The following is a 24,768-nucleotide window of genomic DNA, read 5'->3' on the forward strand; positions in this document are numbered from 1 at the left end:
TGGGTGGGGTGGCGTTCCCCGCTGGGGGTTGCGTTCCCCGGTGGGGTGGCGTTCTCCGGTGGAGCCGGCACCCCCACCGGTTGCCGGGCGACGGGGTCTGCGCTGTTGCTGCCGTCGTCAGTCGGCGGTCGAGTCCTCGAACCACACCAGGGACGCCGTCGGCTCCGACGTCGCCGGGCGCAGTCCGAGGGTCTGCGACGAGGCGGCGAGCACCGTGGCGTCGTCGCGCAACGCCTGCTGCTGCCGGAAGTCCAGCGCCGGGCCGGCGATCCCGTCGCCGGCATCGAGGCGCAGGGCCGACAGGGCCTCCGTGACCGCCGCCGGGTCGTCGCTCCGAGCGGCGCCGACGGCCCGCACGAGCGCCACGACCGCGTCGTGGCTCCGCGAGTCGGCGGCCCAGGCGACGGCGGAGAACGGCTGGTCGGCGGTGAGGTTCTGGGCGTCCGCGTCGTCCGCAAGCACCCGGACGCCGCCGAGGAACGCCGACATGGCGCGGCCCTGCTCGTCGGAGGTGAGGGCGCGGGCGTCGTCGGTCGCGACGCCCGCCGAGACGAACGAGCCGGACAGGCTGCCGTCGGCGTCGGCCAACGCCGTGCCGAACGCGGGGCTGGTGGCCTGCGGCGTGAGGACGACCGGGACCGTGACGTCCGCGGACTGCAGCGCCGCGACGAACGCACCCTGTCGTGCAGCAGACCCGCTGACGACGACCGCGTCCGAGTCGGCGGGAGCCGGCGCGTCCTCCCGGTCGTCGCTGGCAGCAGGGGTCCCCGCCGACGCGCCCGAGACGGCTCCGGTGCGCTCGGCGACGGTGGTCGCGAGGGCGGTGTCGTCGGCGACGTCGGCGGCGGTCATCACGTGCGCGACCTCGAGGCCGGACGGCGCACCACCGCCGAGGTCGACCAGGAGCGGTGACTCCGCACCGCGCAGCGCCTGTTCCATCGCCGCGCTCACCGAGTCGGGCGACGGTGCGGTCGACCACGAGTCGCTGCCGCTCTGCGCGTACGGGAGCACCACCGGGAGGCCCGCATCCGCCGCGGCCTCGAGCGCGCCGGAGACGTGTGCTCCCGAGGAGGCGACCACGATGCCGGCGACACCGCTGTCGACGAGTGCCTTCACAGCGCGTCGCCCGCCGCCGGCACTGCCACCGTCGTTCCGCGTGACGAGCTCGACGTCGACACCGCCGAGTGTCAGACGCCGTTCGGCGACGAGGGCACCCTGTGCGGCCTCGTCCCATTCGGACCCTTCGCCGTCACCGAGCGTGACGACGACACCGATCTTGGTACCGTCGGGGACGTGCGCGACCTGGAGCGGGACGGGGACGGTCGCGGGGACCGCTTCGGCCGCCGGGGTGGTGCGGTCGACCACGAAGAACACGGCTGCGAGCACGACGGCGATGACGAGCACCACGACCGCCACGATGACGAGTGGCTGTCGCGGCCCGCGGGCGTCCGGCGTGCCGTCGACGGCCTGGTGCGTCACCGTGCGTCCCCGATGGTGAAGGTGTACAGCGTGGTCGAGGTCGCGCCCTCCGGCACGTCCATCCGGAACGCAGGCAGGGTGGTGGCGGCGTCGAGCGAGGCCCGGAACTGCTCCTGCTGCAGCAGGATGCCGGACACGTCCTCGGCGCGGACGTTCGCGTACCCGGCGGCGTTCTGCGACGCGAGGGCGAGCTGGTAGTCCGCGGAGTCCGACTTCGCCGCGCTCGTGGCCATCGCGCCGAGGATGCCGGAGCCGTTGACCTTCCGGTCCCCGAGGTCGAGCATCACGCGGTTGAGGTCACCGGTCAGCAGTGTCCGCGCACCTTCGACGTCGCGGGTGGACGCGGTGGTGCTCGCGTTCATCTGCGCGAGGCTCTGCTTCGTCTGCTCGTCGACGGCGCTCGCGAGGGCCGTGTTCTCCTGCTCGAGCTTGCCCTTCTGGTCGTCGATCGTGCGCTTCGCGCCCGAGGTGACGTCCGTCGAGGTGGAGCGGAGACCGGCGATGGACTGGTCGAACGCCTTGAGCACCGCGGTGTTGCTCGTCTGCGCCTGCCTTGAGACGTCTAGGAACTGCCCCTCGAAGACAACGCGGACTTCTTCGGCCGACTTTGTCCCCGCCTCCTTGAAGGCGTCAATCACGCTCTCCTGCAGAGTTGCCTGCTGATCGCGAACCTCGCGGAGCTTCTGATCGATCGAAGCCGACCCGGCAGACGCCGTGCCGACCGCTCGCTTGAGCGCTTCAAGCTTGCTGCCCACGGCGTCCTCGTCACCTTGCAGGGCAGCGCGGACGGATGACGATGCCGCCCGCACGGCGTCCAGGTCCTCCTGCAGCGTTCTCAGCGCGCCCCCGATGCCGGTGTCCGATTCCGGCTCCGTCGCTGCGATGACCGTATCCCAGCGCGCAGCTTGATCCTCGAGCCGCTCGTTCATAGGTTTATCGAAGCCCGGACCGGGCGTCAGGTTCATACCATCGGGGGCACCCAGGCACGGCTCCGACGTCAAGTACCCGCGCAGTCTCTTCGCGTCGTCATCGTCGAGCTGACCGGTGGCGGCGAGCAGGCAGAGCTGATCGGCGACGGCTCGGTTCTGCGCCTGCATGGTCCCGCCGGGAAGATCGTCGGCATCGCCGACGACCGATTGAGCCTCTCGAGCGCTGTCATTGACAGAGGAAACTTGCCCAGTGACAATCCGCAAGTCCTGCTCCGCGACCAAAACGCTTTGGTCCAGCTGTTCTACCGCGTCGTTCACCGCAGCCGAAGTCTTTGGGTCAAGCCCGTCTACTTGAGTTGCGATACCTGCGAGCTGCTCCTCGAGGGTTGCGGACGTCTTGATCGCGTCATCGGCAAGGTCAGGGTCAAATCGCGATGCGACCTTTTCTCCCTCTGCGACAAGGCGCCCGATAGAGGCACCGATAGCCACCGATGAGCCATACAGTCCACACGTGAGCGACGATGCACTCGCCGGATCAGCGCACGTCACGGCGTCGGGATTCTCTGGTCCGACCGACGAGGCAAGCTGCGTACTCACCTGCTGCTTGCAGGCCTCGCTGGCATCGGCGTACCCGGCGAGCTGCGCCGACACCCGGAGGAGGTTGCCGTAGACACTGGCACCACCCCTCGCTGGCTGCGGCTCGGCGGCGCACCCGTTGCCGTCGATCGCCGGCGTCGGCACCGTGGCCGACGTGTCGCCGAGGAGCGCGTCGAGACTGGTGGTCGTCTCCTGCAGCTGCTGGAGCACCGTGGACTGCGTCGCACTCACGGTCGCGCCGAGGTCGGAGTCCAGGGACCCGAGCTGCCCCGACAGGGACTGCATGGTGCTGGCGAGGGCGGTGCTGCTGTCCTCGAGCCGCTCCGCCGTGCGCACGCCGAGCGTGGCCGACGTCGTCTCGAGGTTCGACCGGACCTCGGTGATCGTGCCGCCCGCCCGCGCGAGGACCTCGTTGACCTGCGAGATGAGGTCGATCGTCCGCCGCTGCAGCGCGAGCTCCGAGTCCTTCTCAGACCCGAACGCCGCATTCATGACCCCGGTGGACGACAGGTCGGTGGACACCCCGGGCTGCGCCGCGAGGTCGAAGGACGGTGCCGTGAAGTCCTCGACGTCCGCCACCAGGTGGAGGGTGCTGCTCGCACCCGAGGTCGGCGGCGCCAGCAGACGGCCCCACTGCACGACGGCGTCGCCGTCGCCGTTCGCGCTGACCACACCGTCGGTCGCCGTGCCGGCGTCCGCGGTGTCGGTGACGACGTGGTTCGGCGCGGTCCCCGTCAGGACGGTCGATGCCGCGATGCTGAACGGCGCCCCGACCAGCGCCGGTGTCGTCCGGGAGGCCCCCGCCACGTCGTAGGTGAGATTGCGTGAGCGGACGGTCAGGTTCTCGACGGTCAGGTCGATTTCGACCCGGCCGGAGTAGCCCGCGAGGTCGGCGAGGTCGGTACCGCTCTTCTTCGCCGTCGTGTACTGCGTCGTCACCCGCAACGGCAGGTCGGCAGCCGCCTTGGCCGCCTCGTGCTCCGTGACTGCGGACGACGAGTCATCGGCACCGATCGAGATCGCGGTGTCAGAGATCGTGGTGATCGATCCGTCCGCCGCGAGGCGCGTGTCCACGGTCTGCAGGACGCGGGACGGGTTCTCCACGGCCCGGTCCGACGAGGTGCACCCGGCCAGGACGATCGCAGCGGCACCCGCCATCGCGACCGCGGCGAGCGCGCGACCGTTCATCGTTCGAACCCCTGGATGCTGCGTGCGCAATGACATTGACGACCGTCCCCCTCAAGAACCGACAAGCGACTCGATCCTAACGGGGCTGCAGCGCCGGGGTGCGACTGTCCACAGGCCCACGGGTCCCCCGTTCGGGCGACAGGATGGACGGAGCTGTAGTCACCGAAGCCCGATGGTCACGGCCCATCGGACGTCGCACCGGGCGAGCCACTCCTCCGTGGATGTCGGCGCAGTCGACGAGCGCGGAGGAATCGAAGATGCCCGCCCAGGGTGGCGCTGCCGAACGCGCTGAGGATGTAACCGGGGATGAGCACGAGCCAGACACCACCCGCCTGACGACTGAAGAACATGACGGCGAGCATCGAGAGCACCAGGACTGGGCCACCGACGGTTGCACGACAGGCGAAGAAGACCCCTCCGACGAGGACCATCCCTCCGACGACTCCCACCGAAGCGATCGGAAGCACTCCTCCGAGCTGACCACCGATCTGGAGAACGGGGAAGAGGACTCCCGTCACGATCGCGCCGGCCGCCGCCACGAGAGCGATCGGCTGCTGCCGCGTACCGGCGTCTTCACGCGACTTCATGCGTTCCTCCCCGTTCGAGCGTGCCACGTCGAGACACAGGTCGACGACCTCCTGCGTCGTCCCCTGCTGCCGTGATGTCATCGGCCTCGGTGATCGATGGCTCTCACCGCGCATGGCGCTGCAGAGCTTCGGAGAAGGCCAGCACGAGTGTGCCCAGCTCGCTCGAGAAGGGCCACGTTTCGGAGACGAGTCGTGCGGCGCCCTGGACACGGCTCTGGTAGGCCGTGCTCCCTGGGTCCTGAGCTGCGGCGGCGACGAGAGCGCCGCGCACGGAAGCGACTTGGCCGGTCGACGCGGCATCCGCCGCACCGCGCTCGTCGACCGCCCTGATGAGCTCGGTCAGGTTCATGTCCACTCCACTCGTTGCAGGACCCGAGGTCCGGGACATACGTCTGGCGATCACCAACTGACCAGCGGGAACCCGGCGAGGAGGCCCGCAGCGCCTCGACTCCGGGGCCCACAGCTCACCGCGGACCGCCGCCCTTCTGGTTCACCCATCTCAAGGACCGCGAACGTCGAGACCCGCCCGCGGTTGCTTCCCCGAGAGCGTTCATCATCCCGACCAGCCTTGCAGAGGTGTCCCAGTCGATCGAGCGGTCGCCGTTCGTCACCGGCTCGTCGGACGGGCCGGCCCTGCCCGCCGAGGCGAGTTCGAACAACTCCACGAAGGCCAGGCGGGCAGCATCACCAGCCGGCGCGTCGCCCAGCAAGGCCGCACGCTCCCTGAGGTAGGACGCGGTCTCATCTGCGCCGTTCTTCCAGAACACCGGGACCAAGTCCTCACAGATCGCCGTCACCGCGCGTTGACGAGCGGGGCTGGTCCACGGTCTCAGTGTCAGGAGAACAAGAATCGACGACGCCACGCTTGCCCACGGATCTTGATCGCCAGCGATTGGAACAGATCCGATCGCTCGACGTCGGGTGAGCCGTCCGGGTGAGCGAGGTAACGATCCGGCAGTGACCCCGAGCCCCCGGTGAGCATCCCCTCGATGTCCCGCAGCACCGCGCGGCGCGCGCGACGGTCTCCCGTACGCAGAACCTCGATCCTCTGGCGGAAGGCAGCGGCAAAGTGGTCCTCGCCCATGTCTTCCAACAACGGCACGAATTGCTCAAGTCTGCTTAGCAGCGTTCCCACGATGCCTCCTCAATTCAGCGGCCACTTGCAAATGATCGTTCCGTGCTCGAACGAGCTTGGGACGACGAGTGGCACTGGTCCACGGTCTCCTGAACGTCATCAGCGTCTCTCCTCATCGGCCGAAGGGGCCGCATGTCGGGTACCCGGACCGCTCCCCTGCTGTCGGGGACGAACGTCTGGTTGCCTCCGCGGGGGCGGTGGTCGCCACCCACCAGTACCCTCGCGGCGGCCTACAACGACCGGATAAGGATTTAGAGGCGCAAGGCTGGTGCAGAAGCCCTCCGTAGTTGCCAGATCGACCCATCACGTCTCCCTGAATCCGCCGGCGAGGATCGTCGAGCGAGTCGGTGGAGCCTGACCCGGGCAGGTCCTCCCCGGGAATGGTCCCCGCTCATGGGATCGTGTAAGTCGCCTTCAGTAATCTGCTGAGGCAGTCACGGAAGGCATTTGTTGCTGGGACGTCCCCGGTCCCGTCCGGCCTGGTGATGTACGCATCTCCCAGCCCTCCAGCACCGGAGTTCGACGCCAGGAAGATGTCCCGGTACCGACGGCGCCGACCGAAGTACGTGTTCTCCGATCGCAATGCGTCAGCCTGTTTGCGGTAGTACTTCTGAGCTTCTCGCATGTCCAACTCGCCCATGAAGTGGACCATCTCCTCGCACAGTGCAATGACCCGTTTCCGCCGCTCTTCGCGTCTCGTCATCTTCTCCTCCTCATGGCGCCAGCTTCCAGGAATGCAGCACATGAGCGTGCTCCCAACCGCCCGGAACATAGGTTTGGTTGCCTCCTCCGCGGTACAGCGTTCCGTCCAAGTCGCGTTGTGGGCCAGCGAAGCCACGATACGCGGGCATCTTCTGATCGAACTGCGCCGTGAACCCGGTGTTCTGCACGGACGCTTCCCCAGTCCGCCACGTCAGGGGGAGCGCTTTCTCCGCTCGAACTCTGGTCACGCTGCTCGGGGCATCGGTCGACCACCAATCTCCAGTGTGGTGGCCTCCTCCATTACCAGACCGATGGAGAACTGTGGTCTCATCCACGTGACCCATGTGGTAAGACCACCCGGCGAACTTCTTGGTGTTGCCAATGTCAAGCCATTTCGATCCGGCGGCAGTCGTGCCGCCCGTGGCCGCGCCGACGACAGCCGACGAGGCAGCCGCTCCGAGGACACCGGTCACCGTGTGCGGCCCCGGCGAGGTCGCGTAGTCCGCAACACCGGTTGCACCACCCTCGAGGGCACCGGAACCTGCACCGGCGAAAGCTCGTCCGACCGTCCCGGATCCGAGGGTTCTCGTCAACGCGGCGCCGGTCCCGCCGCCGATCATCCCCGTTACGGCGCCGATGGCGGTCTGCTTACCGGCCTCTCTCCAGTCAACTTGCCCGGTCGTCGCCTTCTGGGACGCCACGGAGATGCCACCACTCATCAGCGCTCCGGAAGCTCCGAGCAGCGCGAGCCCGGCGACACCCCCGACCCCCGTACACATGAGCGCGATCCCACCGACGATCGCGGCCCCGGCGACGACGTACTCCCAGTTGTCGTTCCACCAGCTCCCGGCGGCGGCGAACGCCCCCTGGTGGGCGTCCCGGTACGCGCGCAGGTCCTCGTCCGTGGCCGGACGGAGTCCGAGCGGGTCGACGGCGTGCAGCGGGTCGTTCCCGGCGTAGGAGTAGGGATTCGCCGACCACCCCGCACCGAGGACCGGGGCGAGCGGGTCCACGGACAGGAAGCCCCGCGCCGCCGGGTCGTAGATCCGGGCTCTGAGCCACTCGAGCCCGGCGACGGAGACCCCGCCGCTGGCGGTGAGGCCGATGCCCGCCGGCAGGTCCGCACCCTCGACCGAGGCAAGCACTGCCCACGGGTCCGCGGCGTCGGTCGCGCGGGCGCTCCGCCAACCGGGCAGGGTCCACGCATCGCCGACGGCGACGGCACCACCCGGCAGGTCGAGCACGGTCTCCCCGCCGATCGCGACGAGCGTCGGAGCGGGCGACGCACTGTCCCACCACACGTCGACGTCGCCGACCTCGGCGAGCTCGCCGAGCGCGTCGACCCAGACCATGGTGTGCCCGGTCTCCGCGTAGGTGCGGTCGCGGGAGACGACGCCAGCGATGGCGCCGAGGTCCGACCATGCGTACTCGACGGTCGACCCGTCCGGTTCGGTCCGACGCACGCGGCGCCCGAGGCCGTCGTACACGTACTCGACCCGCTCGCCGTTCCGCACGGTGGAGAGGAGCTGCCCGGCGACGTCGTACTCGTGGATCGTCTCGACGCCGTCGACGAGCTCGCGGACGAGCCGGCCGCCCTCGTCGTAGGTCCAGGTCGACGTGCCAGCGCGCACGAGCTGCCCGGCGTCGTCGTGGTCGTACTCGACGCGCCCGTCCGGGCCATCGACAGCACGGATGCGGCCGGTGTCGTCCCGGTCGATCCGGGTGGTGGAGGCGCCCTCGGGCGTGGTCGTCGTGTGGGCGACGAGGACGCCGCCCTCGTACGACCAGGTCTGCACGACGTCGCCGGTCGCGGACTGCACGATCCGCCCCGCACTGTCGAACGCGAACGCCCCCTGGCCCAGACCATCGCGCTGGACCGCGTTCACGCGGCCGACGGCGTCCCGCCGGTAGGTCGTCCGGACGCCGTCCGGGTCGATCCGGGCCGTGCGGTTGCCGTCAGCGTCGTACTCCCAGCGGACGGCGGTTCCCCCGCGCGACCGGCGGACGAGGAGCCCGCGACGATCGAACTCGAGCTCGTGGTCGACCTCACGACCAGGTCCTCGAGTGTGGTCGGTGACGACGAGTGTCCGACCGAGGGGGTCGCGACGGGCCTCCGACCGGATCGCGCCGTCCACGACGACCTGGTGTGCCCGCCCCACGGCGTCGAACGTCCAGGTGGTCGTCCGGCCGTCCGGGTCGGTCTGCGCGGTCTGCCGCCCGGCGGCGTCGTACTGAGCCGTCGTGGTCCGACCGAGCGGGTCGGTGACGGCAACGACCCGGTCGGCCTCGTCGTACACGCGACGCGTGACACCACCGAGCGGATCGGTGACGGACGTCATCCGGCCGCGCTCGTCGTAGGTGAACACAGTGACCCCGCCGAGACCGTTGACCGCCTCGACGAGTTGCCCCGCGGCGTCGTACCGGAACCGACGGCGACCGAAGCGGGTGTCGGTGACCGACACGAGCCTCCCGGCCGCGTCGTACCGGAACCGGCTCGTGCCCGAACCGGGCGTCGCCGTCGCGACCACACGGCCGACCGCGTCGTACTCGATCCGCTCGACCTCGTCTCCCGAGGAACGCTCGGTGACCCGCGAGTCGGCGTCGTACGTGAGCCTGGTACGGACGCCGGCCGCGTCGGTCGCAGCGGCCGGACGGCCGCACACGTCGTACTCGTACGTGGTCCGGGCCCCCGATGGGCTCGTCACCGCGGTGACACGACCCGCGGGGTCGCGTTCCAGACGGGTCAGCCCGCCTTCGCCGTCGAGCAGTTCGACGGGACGGCCCGCAGCGTCGTAGGTGACGAGTTCCGACCCCGTCTCGGCGGTGGACGTCTCGACCGGACGGCCGTACTCGTCGAACCGGACGGTGGCAGCCGAGAACGCATCGCGCAGGGTCGCGACGCCGGTCGCGACCGTCCGCGGAGAACTCCTGGCGGACGCCCGTCGGATCGATGGTCGCGGCGAGCGCCCCGGTCACGTCGTACTCACGGCGCCAGGTCGCTCCGGCGGGGTCGGTGACGGCCAGGAGGCGCGACGTCGCGTCGTGCGTGAACGTCCAGTCCGCGCCGCCCGGCAGAGTGAGTCGCGCGACGTTGCCCTGGTCGTCGAACGTCCGCGTGACTCGGCGACCGAGCGGGTCGATGGTGTTGGCGAGTTCGCCGCTGGCCGCGTACTCGAACTCGGTGCGTGCACCGAGCGGGTCCGTGACGGCGGCGACCCGGCCGCCGGAGGTGTGCTCGAACCGCCAGACGGCTCCGTCGGCATCGCGCCGCTCGACGAGCATTCCGGCTGCATCGTGGCGGTACTCGGTGCGGGCGCCGGACGGACTGACGGCCGCGACGGCCCGACCGGCGGCGTCGCGCTCGATCCGGGCGGTGTCGCCGACGGCGTTCGTGCTGGCGACGAGGTCACCAGACGCGTCGTGCGTCATCGTGACGGTGACCCCGGTGGGGTCCACCACGCGAGCGAGGAGCCCGTTGACCCAGGTCAACTCGCTCCGCCCGCCGACGGGGTCGACGATGACCGACGGGTCCCGGTCGTCGCCGCGGTACTCGTAGGTGACGACGGCACCGGACTCGGTCACGACGGTGGTCACGCGGTCCTGCTCGTCGTACCCGTAGGTGACGTCGCCGCCGGAGGGAGTCACCGTGCGAGTCCGTCGTCCGCGCTCGTCGTACGCGTGGACGGTGACTGACCCGTCGCGTTCGGGCCGTCCATGACGGACGACCCGGGCGCTGCTCGCGGTGTTACGCGCCGCCACCCGCGGTGAAGATGTCCTGCGAGATCTTGTCGAGCTGCGTACGGAGCTGCTCGAGCTCCGTCTTCGCCTTGTCCAGCGCAGCCTTGGTCTCCGGCCACGTCGAACCACGGAAGTTCGACGCCAACGGGCCGTCCCACACGTTCGAGTCGGACAGGATGCGCCCCTGGGCATCGAGCTGCGAGATCTGGTCCGTGAACCCACCGTTCACGATGGACTGGATCTGACGGATGGCGGTCTTCGCCTGTTCGGTCGAAAGCACACGCGACATGGTGAACCCCTCGTTCTCTTCGTACCTGCACCCCCGCGCAGAAGATCCCCCGGAGGCTCTGACGCCGACCAACATACCGATGCAGCGACTCGTGTGGTCACGTTCATCTGCTCCACAGCCCCGCCAGTTCACCGCGCGTCTCCACAGGGGCAACCTGACGCGCTCCCGGCGCAGGGCGCTGGTGGCAGGATGTGGCCATGGACACCGAACCGCAGCTCGACGGCGACTCCGTCGCGAACGACCTCGACGACTTCGACGAGGTCGTGGAGATCGAGCACGAGTCGCTGCCCTCCGACCGGTACTTCGACCGCGAGCTCAGCTGGCTCCGCTTCAACCAGCGCGTGCTCGAGCTCGGTGAGGACCGGACGCAGCCGCTGCTCGAGCGGGCGAACTTCCTCGCGATCTTCGCCTCGAACCTCGACGAGTTCTTCATGGTGCGGGTCGCGGGCCTGAAGCGCCGCATCGACACCGGCATCGCGGTCCCCACCAACGTCGGTCGAGCGCCGAGTGACGTCCTGCGCGACATCGCGATGAAGGCGCACGAGCTGCAGGAGCGGCACGCGAACGCCTTCATCGGGTCGCTCAAGCCGGACCTCGACGCCGCCGGCATCCACGTCGAGCACTGGTCCGACCTGGGCGAGGACGACCGCCTCCGCATGCGCGAGTACTTCAGCGAGCAGATCTTCCCGGTGCTCATGCCGCTCGCGGTCGACCCGGCGCACCCGTTCCCCTACATCTCCGGCCTGTCACTCAACCTGGCCGTCCGGGTGCGGAACCCGAAGTCGCAGCGTCAAGAGTTCGCGCGCCTCAAGGTGCCGCAGAACTACCCGCGCTTCATCAAGCTGCCGGACGACAACTCCGGGCGGCTGCGCTTCATCCCGCTCGAAGACCTGATCGCGAACCACCTCCCCGATCTGTTCCCGGGGATGGAGGTGCTCGAGCACCACGTGTTCCGCATCACCCGCAACGAAGACGTGGAGATCGAAGAGGACGAGGCAGAGAACCTCATCCAGGCGCTGGAGCGTGAACTCCTCCGTCGTCGCTTCGGTCCGCCGATCCGTCTCGAGATCACCGAGGACATGGACCCGGTGACGCTCGACCTGCTGGTCCGCGAACTCGACATCACCGAGCAAGAGGTCTACCGCCTGCCGTCGCCGCTCGACCTCGGCGGACTGTTCGAACTGGCGAAGCTCCCGCGCCCGGACCTGCACTACCCGCGCCACGTGCCGACGACCCCGGTGCAGTTCCAGCCGGGTGAGCCGAACACGAAGCCGGACCTGTTCCGAGCGATCGCCGCGCGCGACGTCCTGGTCCACCACCCGTACGAGTCCTTCGCGACCAGCGTGCAGGCGTTCCTCGAGCAGGCCGCCGCCGACCCGAACGTCCTGGCGATCAAGCAGACGCTGTACCGCACGTCGGGCGACTCCCCCATCGTCGAGGCCCTGATCGACGCCGCGGCAGCCGGCAAGCAGGTGCTCGCCCTGGTGGAGATCAAGGCGCGTTTCGACGAGCAGAACAACATCACGTGGGCCCGGAAGCTCGAGAAGGCCGGCGTGCACGTCGTCTACGGCCTGGTCGGGCTGAAGACGCACTCCAAGCTGGTGCTCGTCATCCGGCAGGAGGGCGGCACGCTCAAGCACTACAGCCACATCGGGACGGGCAACTACAACCCGAAGACCTCGCGGATCTACGAGGACATGGGTCTCTTCACCGCGGACGACACCGTGGGCAAGGACCTGACGCGCCTGTTCAACGAGCTGTCCGGGTACGCGATCGAGAAGAAGTTCAAGCGTCTGCTGGTGGCGCCGCTGCACCTGCGGAAGGGCCTGGTCAAGCGCATCCAGACCGAAGCGCAGAACGCCCGCGACGGCAAGCCCTCGGGCATCCGCATCAAGGTCAACTCGATGGTCGACGAGCAGATCATCGACGCGCTGTACCTGGCGAGCCAGGCCGGGGTTCCGGTCGACATCTGGGTCCGGGGGATCTGCTCCTTGAAGCCGGGCCTCGAAGGCGTGAGCGAGACGATCCGGGTCCGCAGTGTGGTCGGGAGGTACCTCGAGCACTCGCGGGCGTTCGCGTTCCACAACGACGGCGACCCCGCGGTGTTCATCGGCAGCGCTGACATGATGCACCGCAACCTCGATCGTCGCGTCGAGGCCCTCGTCCGCCTCACCACCCCGGCGCACATCACCGAGGTGCAGGAGATGTTCGACCTGGCGATGGCCGAGACGACCAGTTCCTGGCACCTCGAGTCCGACGGCGAGTGGAGCCGCCACTCGACGGACGACGACGGACGCCCACTCGACGACGTGCAGAATGTCCTCATGCGGACCATCTCGGCACGGAAGCGTTCCACTCGGTGAGCGGTGGGCAGTCGGGCCCGGTCATCGCGGCCGGCGCCGTGGTGTGGCGTGAGCAGGACGGCCAGCCGCTCGTCCTCCTGATCCACCGCGAGCACCACAAGGACGTCTCCTTCCCCAAGGGCAAGGTGGACCCGGGCGAGAGCATCCCCGAGGCCGCCGTACGCGAGATCGACGAGGAGACCGGGTACCGCGTCCACCTCGGCGCTCCCCTGGGCCGGGCGGAGTACGTCCTGCCGAGCGGCCGTGACAAGGTCGTGCACTACTGGTCGGCCCGGGTCTCACGCAAGGAGGCCGAGCGTGCGGGTCAGTTCCGCCCGAACGACGAGGTCGCCGCCGTCGAGTGGGTGTCCATCGACGACGCCCGCGCCCGGCTGACCTACGAACGTGACGTCGCGATCCTCGACCGGTTCGCCGAACGCGCCGCCGCGGGCGAGCACGACACGTTCGCCCTGATCGCCCTGCGGCACGCGAAGACGGTCCCCGGGTCTGACTGGGACGGCCCCGACGCCACGCGTCCGCTCCTCCCCCTCGGCCGCGCGCAGGCGAAGGCGGCTGCGGCTCCGGTCGCGGCGTTCGGGCCGAAGAAGATCGTCAGCAGCACGGCCGCCCGGTGCCTGGCGACCGTGGAACCCCTGTCGGCGCGGACGAAGGTGGGGGTGTCCGACACCCCGGACATCAGCCAGGACGCCCACGAGCGTGGGACTGCCGACGTGAAGGGCGTCGTCCGGAAGCGCCTGGACAAGGCGAAGACCGCGGTGCTCTGCTCGCACGGCCCGGTCCTGCCCGACATCGTGGCGCGGATCGCGACGGACACCGCGGACGACGCGGCGAAGTTCGACCTGCGTCGCGCCGCCATGCTCTCGGTCGGTGAGTTCGCCGTGATGCACATCGCCGGCCGGAAGCTCATCGCCGTCGAGACGCACCGCAACACCGTCAGCGCCTGACCCGAGCCGACGCGGGAGCCAGCGCAGCAACGCAGCAACGCAGCAGCGCAGCAGCGCAGCAGCGCAGCAGCGCCAGCGGTCAACAGCACCGCTCGGTGGGCAGCGTGCCCCGATCCTGCTCCTGACCCCTGCCCGGTGTCCGGCGACCCGCACCGGGTGAACCCCGCGTTCACCTCCCGTTCACCGGAGAGCGTCATCCCGGTCACCTCTCGTCCCTACAGTCGCTCCCGGGTCAGCACCGGCCCGGGGACCACACAGCGGTCCCACTGCACTTACATTCCCGAAGGGACCCCTGTGAACATCAAGCGAATCGGCTCGGTCGCGGCAATCGCGATCGCCGGCGCCGTCGTGCTCTCCTCCTGCGCGGCGAACGAGGATGCTGGCAACGGCGGCAACTCGTCGTCGCCCGCCGCCTCCTCGGGTGTCGACTACTCGAGCCTCTCCGGCACGCTCACCGGTTCCGGCTCCTCCGCACAGCAGACCGCCGAAGCGACCTGGGCCGCCGGCTTCCAGGGTCAGGCTTCCGGCGTCACCGTGAACTACTCGCCCGACGGTTCGGGCGCGGGCCGCAAGAACTTCATCTCGGGTGCCGCGGACTTCGCCGGCTCCGACGCCGCCATGTCCGAGGAGGAGCTCGGCGGCACGTTCGCCGCGTGCGCCGCGGACTCGAAGGCCATCGACATCCCGGTCTACATCTCCCCGATCGCGATCGCCTACAAGGTCGACGGCGTCTCGGACCTGACGCTCGACGCGAAGTCCATCGCGGGCATCTTCTCCGGCAAGATCACGAAGTGGAACGACTCCGAGATCGCGTCGCTCAACGACGGCGTGAAGCTGCCGGACGCGAACATCACCGTCGTGCACCGCTCCGACGACTCCGGCACGACCGAGAACTTCTCCGAGTACCTGTCGGATAACGCGGGCGACGCCTGGGGCAAGGAGCCGAGCCAGACCTTCCCGTTCCAGGTCGGTGACGCGGCGGCGAAGACCTCCGGTGTGGCCTCGGCCATGCAGGGCGCCTCGAACGCCATCACCTACATCGACGAATCCGGCGCCGGTGACCTCGACAAGGCCAAGCTCATGGTCGGCGACAAGGCCACCGAGATCTCGGCCGAGGGTGCTGCGAAGGTCGTCGCCGACTCCGACGTCGCCTCGGGCCGCGAGGACAACGACCTCGCCATCGAGATCGACCGCAAGGACACCGCGGAGAACGCGTGGCCGCTGGTGCTCGTCTCCTACGCCATCGCCTGCCAGGAGTACAAGGACAGCGACAAGGCCGACCTCGTGAAGGCGTACCTCGGGTACGTCGTCTCGGCTGACGCGCAGAAGGCCGCAGCGACGGAGGCCAAGTCGGCCGCCCTGTCGTCCGACCTGGGCGAGAAGGCCGCCGCGGCGGTCGAGTCCATCAAGTAAGTCCGCTCAGCGCCCGGACGCCGGTCCCACCCATCTGACCGGCGTCCGGGCTCTCGCCCGTCGTGACGCGAGCTGCCGACGCCTGCTGCATCCCGCGCCCGTCACGACCTTGACGCTCCACTTCTCCCCCGAACCCCTCGCGCTCACCCGGCGCGATCCTCCGACAGGAGCCCCATGACGACCGCACCGGTCCGAGACCAGGACATCGCCACCCCGTCCAAGCCGAAGGCCGTCGTCCGCATCGGCGACCGGGTGTTCTCCGCCGCTTCCGTCGCGGCCGGCAGCCTGATCCTCTTCGTCCTCGTCCTCGTGGCCGCGTTCCTCGTCTGGCAGAGCATCCCGGCCTTCAACGCCGAAGCCGGCACCCTGCCGAACAGCGCCGCGAACTTCTGGACCTACGTCGGCCCGCTCGTCTTCGGAACGGTGTGGTCGGCCTTCCTCGCGCTGATCATGGCGGTGCCGCTGGCGATCGGCATCGCGCTCTTCATCTCGCACTACGCACCGCGCCGGTTGGCTCCGGTCCTCGGCTACGTCATCGACCTGCTCGCCGCGGTGCCGTCGGTCGTCTACGGTCTCTGGGGCATCGTGGTCCTGGCCCGCCTGGTGAAGCCGTTCTACGCGTTCCTCAACGACCACTTCGGGTGGATCCCGCTGTTCTCCGGCCCGCTGTCCGGGACCGGGCGCACGATCCTCACCGCGTCGATCGTCCTCGCGGTGATGGCCATCCCGATCATGACCGCCGTGATGCGAGAGATCTTCCTGCAGGCGCCGACGCTGAACGAGGAAGCGGCCCTGGCACTCGGTGCGACGCGTTGGGAGATGATCCGGATGTCGGTCCTGCCGTTCGCCAAGTCGGGCATCGTGTCCGCGATCATGCTCGGCCTCGGTCGGGCGCTCGGCGAGACGATGGCGATCGCCCTGGTGCTCTCGGTGTCGACGAACGTCACCTTCCAGCTCCTCACCCCGCTGAACCCGTCGACGATCGCAGCGAACATCGCCCTGCAGTTCGCCGAGGCCTCCGGGACGGCCCTGAACGCGCTCGTCGCGTCGGGCCTGATCCTCTTCGTCATCACCCTGGTCATCAACATGCTCGCGCGGTACATCGTCCGCAAGCGAGTCTCCTGACGGGAAAGGTCGCACCCGATGTCCCTCGCACTCCGTCAGCCCGCCACCGCCGGCAACGTCTTCGCCAACGGCAAGCTCCACAAGTCCGTCCCGTGGCTGCTGCTCGTCGGCAGCTGGGTCGCCCTCGGCCTGGTCTTCGCCCTGCTCAACGCCAGTGGCGCCACCAAGGACTTCAACGTCGTCGCCGCGGTGTTCCTCGGCACGGTCCTGTTCGACGTCCTCATCGTCGTGGTCTCCCGCATCGTGGAGGGTGGCCGCAAGGCCGTCGACCGCCTGATCACCTCGCTGGTCATCACCGCCTTCGTGATCGCGGTCCTGCCGCTGGTGTCCCTCCTCTGGACGGTCCTGGCGGACGGTCTCGCGCGCTTCGATGCGCAGTTCTTCTCGTACTCGATGCGCGGGGTCATCTCCGAGGGCGGTGGCGCGGTGCACGCGCTGATCGGCACGCTCGAGATCACCCTGTTCGCGGCGCTGATCAGCGTCCCGATCGGTCTGCTCACGTCGATCTACCTGGTCGAGTACGGCAAGGGCGTGCTGGCCCGCGGCATCACCTTCTTCGTCGACGTGATGACGGGCATCCCCTCGATCGTCGCCGGTCTGTTCGCCTACTCGCTGTTCGCGCTGTTCCTCGGCCCGGGTGCCCGCTTCGGCCTGGTCGGTTCGGTCGCCCTCGCGGTGCTGATGATCCCGATCGTCGTGCGCTCCACCGAAGAGGTCCTGAAGATCGTGCCGATGGAGCTCCGCGAGGCCTCGTACGCCCTGGGTGTGCCGAAGTGGCTGACGATCATGAAGGTCGTCCTGCCGACCAGCCTCGCGGGCATCACGACGGGCGTCATGCTCTCGATCGCCCGAGTGATCGGTGAGACGGCACCGCTGCTCGTCACCGCCGGGTTCACGTCGAGCATGAACTACGACCTGTTCAAGGACCCGATGATGACGCTGCCGGTGTTCGCGTACACGCAGTACTCGCAGCAGGGCGCAAACCCGGTGCCGTTCGTCGACCGGGCCTGGACCGCGGCGCTGCTCCTCATCCTCATCGTGATGCTGCTCAACCTGCTGGCCCGCTTCATCACCCGCCTGTTCGCGCCCAAGCTCCCCCGCTAGGGAGAGGCACTGCCTCCCCCGCTAGGGAGAGGCACTGCCTCCCCCGCTAGCGCGCGGACGACCAGCAACCCGACGACCACCCAACCCAGAAGGATCCACGTGTCCAAGCGCATCGAGGTCGACGGCCTCAACGTCTTCTACTCGAAGTTCAAGGCGGTCGAGGGCGTCGACATGACGATCGAGCCCCGCACCGTCACCGCCTTCATCGGCCCGTCCGGCTGCGGCAAGTCGACGTTCCTCCGCACACTGAACCGCATGCACGAGGTCATCCCCGGCGCGTACGTCGAAGGTTCCGTCAAGATCGACGGCGACGACCTGTACGCTCCCGGCGTCGACCCGGTCATCGTCCGTCGCCAGGTCGGCATGGTCTTCCAGCGCCCGAACCCGTTCCCGACGATGTCCATCAAGGACAACGTGCTGGCCGGCGTGAAGCTCAACAACAAGCGCATCTCACGATCGGAGGCTGACGACATCGTCGAGCGTTCGCTGCAGGGCGCGAACCTCTGGAACGAGGTCAAGGACCGCCTCGAGAAGCCCGGCATGGGCCTGTCCGGCGGTCAGCAGCAGCGTCTGTGCATCGCCCGCGCCATCGCGGTGCAGCCCGACGTGCTGCTGATGGACGAGCCGTGCTCCGCGCTCGACCCGATCTCGACCCTGGCCATCGAGGACCTGATCGAGGACCTGAAGAAGGAGTTCACGATCGTCATCGTGACGCACAACATGCAGCAGGCCTCGCGGGTCAGTGACAAGACGGCGTTCTTCAACATCGCCGGCACCGGTCAGCCGGGTCACCTCATCGAGTACGACGACACCGCGACGATCTTCTCGAACCCGTCGGTCAAGTCGACCGAGGACTACGTCTCGGGTCGCTTCGGGTGATCGGTGCCTGCGCGGTCGCCTGACGGCTCTGCCGATCCGGACTGGAGGCCCGGTGCACGTCCGCCACGGACGGCACCGGGCCTCCGTCGTACCGTGGACACGTCCCGTCGTACCGTCGGCACGCCCCCGTCTGTCCACGACGCCCCGTGCTCGACGAGACGCCGCCGGAGCACGGGGCGTCTCGGCAGGTCGGCGGCGCCAGAGACGGACGGAGGCGTCTCGGTGCTGAGGCCGAACGCAGCACACGACGACGCCCCCGTGACCGACGTGGTCACGGGGGCGTCGTCCTGAACCGTCAGGGGCCGGTCACGCCTCGGACGTGGGGACGGCGACGACCGGGTCGGAGGTCGGCTGGTCAGAGCCACCAGCCGGCTCGACCGTGATGCCGATCGTGTCACCGGTGCCCATCGTGCCGCGGAGGACCGCCGAACGGACACCGCCGTCGACGTCGTCCATCAGGCCGGCTGCGGTGATCGTGCCGCCGGACTCCTGCGAACCGATGTACCAGAGCTCGTACGTCTTGTCCTTCGGAGCAGCGTCCACCCCGTCGAGGATGACCGCGGACCGCTGCAGCTGGCCGGACCACACGACCGTCGCCGTGCCGCCGCCCTTGACCTTCGCGGTGCTCCGCTGGAAGTCCGGGGCCGCGTAGATCTGGTCGAGGCCGGAGGCGGCCTGCGTGGTCGCCGGCGCTCCACCGTCGTCCTGGAGCAGTGAGCCGCCGACCCCGAAGCCGACGCTGAGGAGCACGACGGCACCCGCTGCGGCGAGGCTGAGCATCGCGGCCGGACGCTGGAACCACCGGGCCCGGGCGGTCGACGCGGCACGGCCAGGAGCGGACTGCGGGTCGGTGACCGACGCTGCCGGCGTGACGAGCGGGGCGGACGTGGAACGCGCCTCCCGGACGGGCTCCGGTGTGACACCGGCGTCGTCCAGGGCGGGCAGCTGCGGGGTCGTCTGGATCTTGGCCATCAGCGAGGTCTTGAGGGACGCGGAGGGTTCGACGGGCGACACGGCGAAGGCGAGTGCCAGTGCGGTCTCGCGGAGGGAGTCGGACTCGCGCTGCAGCTCCGGGGAGTCGGACAGCGCCCGCTCGACCGCGGCGCGCTCGTCGTCGGTCAGCGCGTTCAGCGCGTGCGAGCCGGTCATCAGCTCGGGGTCGTCGTGACGGTCGGTCATGACGTCACCCCCATCTCGTCGCGGAGTCGGATCATCCCGTCGCGGAGACGGGTCTTGACGGTGCCGATCGGCACCCCGAGCTTGTCGGCCATCTCGCTGTGCGAGAAACCGCCGTAGTAGGCGAGCTGCACGGCCTGACGCTGGAACTCGGTGAGTCGGGACAGTGCCCGGCTGACGCGTTCGTGTTCGAGCCGGATCTCGACGGACTCGGAGACGGAGTCGAAGTCCGTCTCGAAGTCGCGGATGCCGATCTTGGTGTCGCGGTCACGGGACGACTGCGATGCCCGCACCCGGTCGACCGCTCGACGGTGCGCCATGGTGAGGACCCAGCTCGCAGCGCTGCCGCGGGCCTGGTCGAAGCGGGTGGCCTGCTGCCAGACCTCGAGGAAGACCTCCTGCGTGACCTCTTCGGACTGGGCGCGGTCACGGAGGAGCCGCGTCACGAGACCGAGGACCCGGCCGGACAGCTCGTCGTAGAGGTCGGCGAAGGCAGCCTGGTCACCGGTCGCGACCCGACTGAGCAGGTCGTCCGCCGACACCGGTTCCGGGGCGCCGGGAGTCCAACCATCCATGTCGCCTTCCACGAGAGTGAGCATTGCAGGTTTTCCTCCTTCCCGGGTGTTCGGCGTCCACCGCGCGCTCTGGACAGAGCCCTCGGCGACTGCGGTCACGGTGGTCATCAGCTGGAGTCCCGTTCGGATCGGGTCCCGGCAGCGATCGCTGCGCGGGTGGCGCGGGTACATGTGGCGAGGCCCCGGACGACCCACAGGGAATTGACCCGCGAGCGGGCCCGGGTCGTCCGGGGACCTCGTGTGAGACGTCTTGCGACGGTCACGCTGATGGTTCGGCACCGTCGCCCGGTCGGATTGGGTCAGGGTGGGAATCCGTGACGATCGGTCCAGCCCCGGCGGGCCGACGACCGGAGCCGGGACGTGCATCCCGTTCGGCGTCGTCCCCATGCCACGGCACGCCCGGTGCCGGATCTGTCCACCGAGAGTGAACACCTGGGTACGACGCGGCAGTCGTCTCGTACACTTGGACGTGCCGGGCCGCAGCAAGCCCCGGGCTCCAATATTCGCCGCTCCGAGCGGCCTCGCGCCGAGAGGCGCTTCTGCGGCCCGGTCTTTCCATGTCCGGATGCGGACGGCTGCAGGCCACGGCCAGGAGGCGCGTCAGCGGTCCGACGGTCGGGTCACCGCCGTCGGCGGCGAGCGGCCGTGACGCCGGTGCCAGCCCACCCGTGTCAGTCCGCCGACATCAGCCCGTCGGCGTCGGTTCGTCGGCGTCAGTCGAGGCTCTCACGGCGCCAGAGCGCCGCTGCGGCCGACAGGTCCTCGGCGAGTTCCGCGAGTCGGAAGGCACGGGTCGTCAGCGCCGACGCGCGCTCCTCCGCCGAGACGTCCGAGTCGTCCGCCACCGAGGTCGCCCCCGCCGCGGTCAACCGCGCGAAGGCCGCACCGCGCTCGAGCGCCACCGCGAAGTCCCCCGTGTACAGCCCGTGCAGGATCCGGTCCGACAGCGTCAGGATCTCCGCCGGGCCCGTCGGTTCCTCGGCACCCGCGACCGCCTGGTCGATCGTGCCGATGAGCTGCGTCCCCCGCTCGAAGAGGTACGCGATCTCCTCCGGGTTCTGCCGGATCACCGTGCGGACCAGGTAGATGCGCCAGAGGGCCCCCGGCAGGGTGTGCGGTCCCACGCGTGCCCAGAGTTCCGCGATCGCGTCGATACCGTGCACGTCGGTGTAGGTGACCAGGCGCTCGACGACGGCCGGGTCCGGGTCCTCGCGCACCCGGTGCAGCAGCGCGTTGGCGGTGTCGTGCGCGACGCGGTTCACCAGGGCCGGGTCCTCACCGCCCTTGATGGCGGCGAACTCGGCATCGGTGAACTGGACGGGACGGTGGTGTTCGCGAGGCACCGCGACAGTGTAGGCGCTGCTCGCCCGATACCCTTGTGTGCGAGGGCCTCTAGCTCAGTTGGTAGAGCACCGGACTTTTAATCCGAGGGTCGTGGGTTCGAGCCCCACGGGGCCCACTCTCTCGTCAGCCCGGAGTGGGCGGGGGTGCACCCGTTTCGCACACCGGACAGCGTGCTCGTTGTGGGGGTACCCCGTCGCGCTGCTGATGTGATGTGGTGCTGACATGCCCAGCCCCGACATGGACTCCGCACCGCACGACGACGTCTTCACCCGTACGCAGATCGTCGACGCGATGATCCGGGTGCTCCACGAACTGCCCCTGCACGAAGTCACCCCCGCCCGCGTCGCCGACGAGGCGGACGCCACCATCGCGGCCCTCGAGGCGTCGTTCCCCAGCTGGGACGGCCTGCTCCTGGCGGCCATCGACCGGTGGAACGACCGCCGGACGACCCCGCTGACGTCGATCGCCGCCGATCTGGGGACGATCCGGTTCCTCCGCGCGATCGTCACCGCCAACATCGAGGACCCGTCGTTGATGCGCTTCCTCACCTCGATGCTGAACATCGCCGCCGCCCCGAAGCACCCGCTCGCGCCGATGCTGCACGCCCGCTGGCGCCGGTTCCACGGGTTCGTGCAGCAGAGCCTCGTGCAGGACATCGCCGCCGGTCGGGAGCCGCACACGATGGAGCCGTCCCGTGGCGCCGAGCAGCTCCTGGCCACGTACGAGGGCCTGCAGCTGCAGTCGATGGTCCGCCCGGAGATGGACCTGCTCGAGTCGTTCGACCGCGCGGTGACGCGTCTGCGCGAGGGGTGGTCCCGCGAGTACGTGCCGCCGGTGTGGGACCTGGGCCGCGCCAGCTGACCCCTCGGGGTACAAGTCGTCCCCAGACGATCCATGGCCGGCGCTCTGTCCACATCAGTGCACCGCTCAGCCGACTGTTGGATTCCCATCGATATGGTCGTTCTTGGTTCCGCTCACCGCGGGACGCCAGCACCGAACGAACCACACCGAACGGGGTACATCGTGATCGAGCCCATCGACGCCACGCAGACCAGCTCCACCGGTGACGCGCGCCGCCTCGTGGAGCTCGCCGCCGCCACCGGGACGACCATGAGCGACGACCTCCTGCTCGACGCGCTCCGCCGCGGAGCCAAGGTCAGCGTCCGCCACATCCGCAAGGACTTCACCGAGGTCGCAACCGCCACGGCCGTCCTCGGGTACGTCGTCCGCCAGCGCAAGGACTTCCTCGCGCTGCGCGGCGACGACCCGGCGTGGGCGCAGGAGATCGGCCGCTACCCCAGCGAATCGCTGGCGGTCGAGGCCCTGCGGATGCGGCGGGCCTGACCGGACCGGCGGCCGGACCGGCCGCCGCAGCGACGGATGTCAGGACCAGACGCGGCGGATCCCCCACGAGCCCGTCCAGGACTCGTCGGCGTCCAGCCATCGCAGCCCTTCACCGGAGTTGAGCGCGTCGGCGGGCGCGGTCATCGGTTCGACGGCGACCGCCAGTCCCTTGCCGCCACCGCGGGGGAACTCGCGGGACGTGAAGACCTGCACGTAGGGGAACGACGCGTCCTGCCACAGCTCGACACCGTCGCCCTCGGGGCCGTGCAGCGTCGTGCGACGGATGCCCTCGGCGTCGGGCGTCACGTCGGTGTACGCCGTGTCCAGGTCCGAGTCGCCGGCGCGACGCCCCTGCCGCAGGTCCACGTCCGTGCCCTCGACCGGCCGGGTGCCGTTCGGGATCTTGCGCTCGTCGACGGTGAAGGCCGTCGCGGCGTCGAGCCGGATGACCAGGTCCTCGGCAGGGGTGTCGCCGGCCCGCAGGTACGGGTGCGATCCGACCGCGAACGGGGCCGGACGACCCGACCGGTTCGTGATGGTGTGCGTGATCCGGATGCCGTCCTCGACCAGCTCGTGGTGCACCCGTGTCTCCAGGGTGAACGGCCATCCGTGCTGGGGGTGGATCGTGGCCTGCTGCTCGATCGACGACTCGGTCTGGTCCACCACCCGGTACGGCGCGAACCGGAGCAGCCCGTGCGAGGCGTTGCCGTACTTCGGCTCCGAGATGTCGAGCTGCTGGGTCTTCCCGTCCAGCTGCCAGGCACCACCGGCGACCCGGTTCGGCCACGGCGCGAGGACGATGCCGTTGGCGCCGGCCGGAGCTTCGCTCGCGGGGAACGGCTCGGTGAGGTCGAAGCCCGCGACGCGGAGTTCGCGGAGGCCGGCGGCCACCTTGGTGACGACGGCCTCGACGACACCGTCCGGGCCGGCGTGCCGCAGGTGGTACTGACCGCCGGTGGGGGCCGCTGTGCTCATGGTCTCTGCTTCCTCTCCGATGTGCGGGTCCCGCCCGCTGGTGCATCCGCGACGACCACGTGGACACCGGCCGCCCGGATCGGGGCGACCGCCTCCGCGCTGACGCCCGCGGTGACGACGACGTCGACGTCCTGCAGCGTGCTCACCACGCCGATGTCGGCCCGGCCGAACTTCGACCCGTCCGCGACCACGACGGTACGCCTGCCCGCCGCCGCGAGGACCCGCTTCGCCTCGGTCTCGGGCAGGTTCACGTTGGTCAGCCCGTGCGCGACGTCCAGACCGGTCCCGCCGAGGAACACGAGGTCGGCGGACAGCATCGGCAGCACGGTCGCGTTGAACGGCGCGACGAGCGAGTGCTGCAACGGTCGGAGCGTCCCGCCGGTGACCACGACGGTGAAGCGCGGGATCGCACGTTCGAGCGCGAGTGCGGTGGTGAGTGAGTTCGTGACGACGGTGACGTCGACCAGGTCCTCGCGGGCGACCAGGGCCTCGGCGACCGCTGCGGGTGTGGTGCCGACGTCGAGGACGATGCACTGCCCGGAGCGCACCAGGTCCGCCGCCGCCCGGCCGATCGCGGCCTTGGCGGTGCTGTTCTCGACGGCGGTCTCCTCGAGCGGCCGTTCGCGCGTGCCGGCCCCGAGGCGGACGGCGCCGCCGTGCACCCGACGGACCCGGGCCTCCCGGTCGAGGGCGGCCAGGTCCTGGCGGACCGTCACCTCGCTCGTCCCGACCGCCGCTGCGAGGGCTGCGGTCCGGACCATGCCCGGGGCACCGTCCAGGAGCGCGACGATGCGGTCCTGGCGCAGCAGCGCCGGCAGGACGGGAGGCTCCTCAGACGTCACAACACGAGTTTCGTCTGCTTCCACTTGCTTTCGCAACCCT

Annotated in this window: 22 protein-coding genes, 1 tRNA gene and 1 pseudogene; 10 read left to right on the plus strand and 14 right to left on the minus strand. The window is 69.6% G+C overall.

The window, feature by feature from the left end; all coding sequences use genetic code 11:
* Window positions 1-117 precede the first annotated feature (117 nt).
* Window positions 118-1,479, minus strand: a complete 1,362-nt coding sequence (locus tag DEJ25_RS00185) for a hypothetical protein (protein WP_111043403.1) — start codon at window positions 1,477-1,479, stop codon at window positions 118-120.
* Window positions 1,476-4,193, minus strand: coding sequence for a hypothetical protein (locus DEJ25_RS00190; RefSeq protein ID WP_146240587.1), 2,718 nt, complete (start codon window positions 4,191-4,193; stop codon window positions 1,476-1,478). Before DEJ25_RS00190 ends, DEJ25_RS00185 begins: the two co-directional genes overlap by 4 nt.
* Window positions 4,194-4,450: 257 nt before the next feature.
* On the opposite strand from DEJ25_RS00190, the gene DEJ25_RS16330 reads away from it, so the two are divergent.
* A complete protein-coding gene (locus DEJ25_RS16330) occupies window positions 4,451-4,855 on the plus strand; it encodes a hypothetical protein (RefSeq protein ID WP_146240588.1) in 405 nt (134 codons plus the stop codon).
* A 28-nt stretch (window positions 4,856-4,883) separates the two neighbouring features.
* Here the strand turns inward: DEJ25_RS16330 and DEJ25_RS00200 are convergent, their stop codons facing one another.
* The 7 genes and pseudogenes from DEJ25_RS00200 to DEJ25_RS00235 form a co-directional block, all read right to left on the minus strand.
* Window positions 4,884-5,129 carry a hypothetical protein gene (locus DEJ25_RS00200; protein WP_146240589.1) on the minus strand — a complete coding sequence of 82 codons (246 nt, stop codon included), beginning with the start codon at window positions 5,127-5,129 and terminating at the stop codon, window positions 4,884-4,886.
* A gap of 115 nt (window positions 5,130-5,244) precedes the next feature.
* Entirely contained in the window at window positions 5,245-5,547 is a 303-nt protein-coding gene (locus DEJ25_RS00205; RefSeq protein WP_146240590.1) for a hypothetical protein, read from the minus strand.
* Between the two features lie 68 nt (window positions 5,548-5,615).
* Entirely contained in the window at window positions 5,616-5,915 is a 300-nt protein-coding gene (locus tag DEJ25_RS00210) for a hypothetical protein (RefSeq protein WP_111043408.1), read from the minus strand.
* Window positions 5,916-6,306: 391 nt separating this feature from the next.
* Window positions 6,307-6,618 carry a hypothetical protein gene (locus DEJ25_RS00215; protein WP_111043409.1) on the minus strand — a complete coding sequence of 104 codons (312 nt, stop codon included), beginning with the start codon at window positions 6,616-6,618 and terminating at the stop codon, window positions 6,307-6,309.
* A gap of 10 nt (window positions 6,619-6,628) precedes the next feature.
* Entirely contained in the window at window positions 6,629-9,565 is a 2,937-nt protein-coding gene (locus DEJ25_RS00220; protein ID WP_375334528.1) for an RHS repeat-associated core domain-containing protein, read from the minus strand.
* A gap of 37 nt (window positions 9,566-9,602) precedes the next feature.
* Window positions 9,603-10,376: pseudogene (locus DEJ25_RS17185) on the minus strand (type IV secretion protein Rhs); the annotation flags it as partial.
* Window positions 10,363-10,644, minus strand: a complete 282-nt coding sequence (locus tag DEJ25_RS00235; RefSeq protein WP_110824133.1) for a pyrophosphorylase — start codon at window positions 10,642-10,644, stop codon at window positions 10,363-10,365. The gene DEJ25_RS00235 and the pseudogene DEJ25_RS17185, both read right to left, overlap by 14 nt.
* Window positions 10,645-10,841: 197 nt before the next feature.
* Between DEJ25_RS00235 and DEJ25_RS00240 the strand changes: the two genes are divergently transcribed.
* From DEJ25_RS00240 to pstB, 6 genes are all read left to right on the plus strand, one after another.
* On the plus strand, window positions 10,842-13,007 hold the full coding sequence (locus tag DEJ25_RS00240) for an RNA degradosome polyphosphate kinase (protein WP_111043411.1): 2,166 nt from the start codon (window positions 10,842-10,844) through the stop codon (window positions 13,005-13,007).
* Window positions 13,004-13,951 (plus strand): NUDIX domain-containing protein, encoded by a 948-nt coding sequence (locus DEJ25_RS00245; RefSeq protein ID WP_111043412.1) that lies wholly within the window; start codon window positions 13,004-13,006, stop codon window positions 13,949-13,951. The genes DEJ25_RS00240 and DEJ25_RS00245 overlap by 4 nt, the downstream gene beginning before the upstream one ends.
* Window positions 13,952-14,245: 294 nt before the next feature.
* Window positions 14,246-15,364: a phosphate ABC transporter substrate-binding protein PstS gene (locus tag DEJ25_RS00250; RefSeq protein ID WP_111043413.1), complete on the plus strand. Its 1,119-nt coding sequence runs from the start codon at window positions 14,246-14,248 to the stop codon at window positions 15,362-15,364.
* A gap of 174 nt (window positions 15,365-15,538) precedes the next feature.
* Entirely contained in the window at window positions 15,539-16,489 is a 951-nt protein-coding gene (pstC, locus tag DEJ25_RS00255; protein WP_110903452.1) for a phosphate ABC transporter permease subunit PstC, read from the plus strand.
* An 18-nt stretch (window positions 16,490-16,507) separates the two neighbouring features.
* Window positions 16,508-17,593 (plus strand): phosphate ABC transporter permease PstA, encoded by a 1,086-nt coding sequence (pstA, locus tag DEJ25_RS00260; RefSeq protein WP_111043414.1) that lies wholly within the window; start codon window positions 16,508-16,510, stop codon window positions 17,591-17,593.
* A 99-nt stretch (window positions 17,594-17,692) separates the two neighbouring features.
* Window positions 17,693-18,472 carry a phosphate ABC transporter ATP-binding protein PstB gene (pstB, locus tag DEJ25_RS00265; protein ID WP_110903454.1) on the plus strand — a complete coding sequence of 260 codons (780 nt, stop codon included), beginning with the start codon at window positions 17,693-17,695 and terminating at the stop codon, window positions 18,470-18,472.
* A gap of 306 nt (window positions 18,473-18,778) precedes the next feature.
* Here pstB and DEJ25_RS00270 read toward each other — a convergent pair whose 3' ends face one another.
* The 3 genes from DEJ25_RS00270 to DEJ25_RS00280 form a co-directional block, all read right to left on the minus strand.
* Window positions 18,779-19,651, minus strand: a complete 873-nt coding sequence (locus DEJ25_RS00270) for an anti-sigma factor domain-containing protein (protein ID WP_111043415.1) — start codon at window positions 19,649-19,651, stop codon at window positions 18,779-18,781.
* A complete protein-coding gene (gene sigK / locus DEJ25_RS00275) occupies window positions 19,648-20,247 on the minus strand; it encodes an ECF RNA polymerase sigma factor SigK (RefSeq protein ID WP_111043416.1) in 600 nt (199 codons plus the stop codon). The genes DEJ25_RS00270 and sigK overlap by 4 nt, the downstream gene beginning before the upstream one ends.
* 689 nt (window positions 20,248-20,936) lie before the next feature.
* Window positions 20,937-21,566 (minus strand): DNA-directed RNA polymerase subunit beta, encoded by a 630-nt coding sequence (locus DEJ25_RS00280; protein WP_110903456.1) that lies wholly within the window; start codon window positions 21,564-21,566, stop codon window positions 20,937-20,939.
* Between the two features lie 43 nt (window positions 21,567-21,609).
* Here DEJ25_RS00280 and DEJ25_RS00285 point away from each other — a divergent pair.
* The 3 genes from DEJ25_RS00285 to DEJ25_RS00295 all read left to right on the plus strand — a co-directional run bounded on the left by DEJ25_RS00285 (window position 21,610) and on the right by DEJ25_RS00295 (window position 22,911).
* Window positions 21,610-21,682 (plus strand) — tRNA-Lys (locus tag DEJ25_RS00285).
* 107 nt (window positions 21,683-21,789) lie between these two features.
* Window positions 21,790-22,428, plus strand: coding sequence for a TetR/AcrR family transcriptional regulator (locus DEJ25_RS00290; RefSeq protein ID WP_111043417.1), 639 nt, complete (start codon window positions 21,790-21,792; stop codon window positions 22,426-22,428).
* A 162-nt stretch (window positions 22,429-22,590) separates the two neighbouring features.
* The gene (locus tag DEJ25_RS00295) at window positions 22,591-22,911 is read left to right on the plus strand and encodes a hypothetical protein (RefSeq protein ID WP_110903458.1); all 321 of its coding nucleotides are present in this window, start codon (window positions 22,591-22,593) and stop codon (window positions 22,909-22,911) included.
* Window positions 22,912-22,950: 39 nt separating this feature from the next.
* Here the strand turns inward: DEJ25_RS00295 and DEJ25_RS00300 are convergent, their stop codons facing one another.
* Both DEJ25_RS00300 and DEJ25_RS00305 read right to left on the minus strand, forming a co-directional pair.
* Window positions 22,951-23,886: an aldose 1-epimerase family protein gene (locus DEJ25_RS00300; protein ID WP_111043418.1), complete on the minus strand. Its 936-nt coding sequence runs from the start codon at window positions 23,884-23,886 to the stop codon at window positions 22,951-22,953.
* Window positions 23,883-24,728 carry a DeoR/GlpR family DNA-binding transcription regulator gene (locus tag DEJ25_RS00305; RefSeq protein ID WP_111043419.1) on the minus strand — a complete coding sequence of 282 codons (846 nt, stop codon included), beginning with the start codon at window positions 24,726-24,728 and terminating at the stop codon, window positions 23,883-23,885. The genes DEJ25_RS00300 and DEJ25_RS00305 overlap by 4 nt, the downstream gene beginning before the upstream one ends.
* Window positions 24,729-24,768 lie beyond the last annotated feature (40 nt).

The sequence above is a fragment of the Curtobacterium sp. MCPF17_011 genome, assembly GCF_003234145.1.
Taxonomy (GTDB): domain Bacteria; phylum Actinomycetota; class Actinomycetes; order Actinomycetales; family Microbacteriaceae; genus Curtobacterium.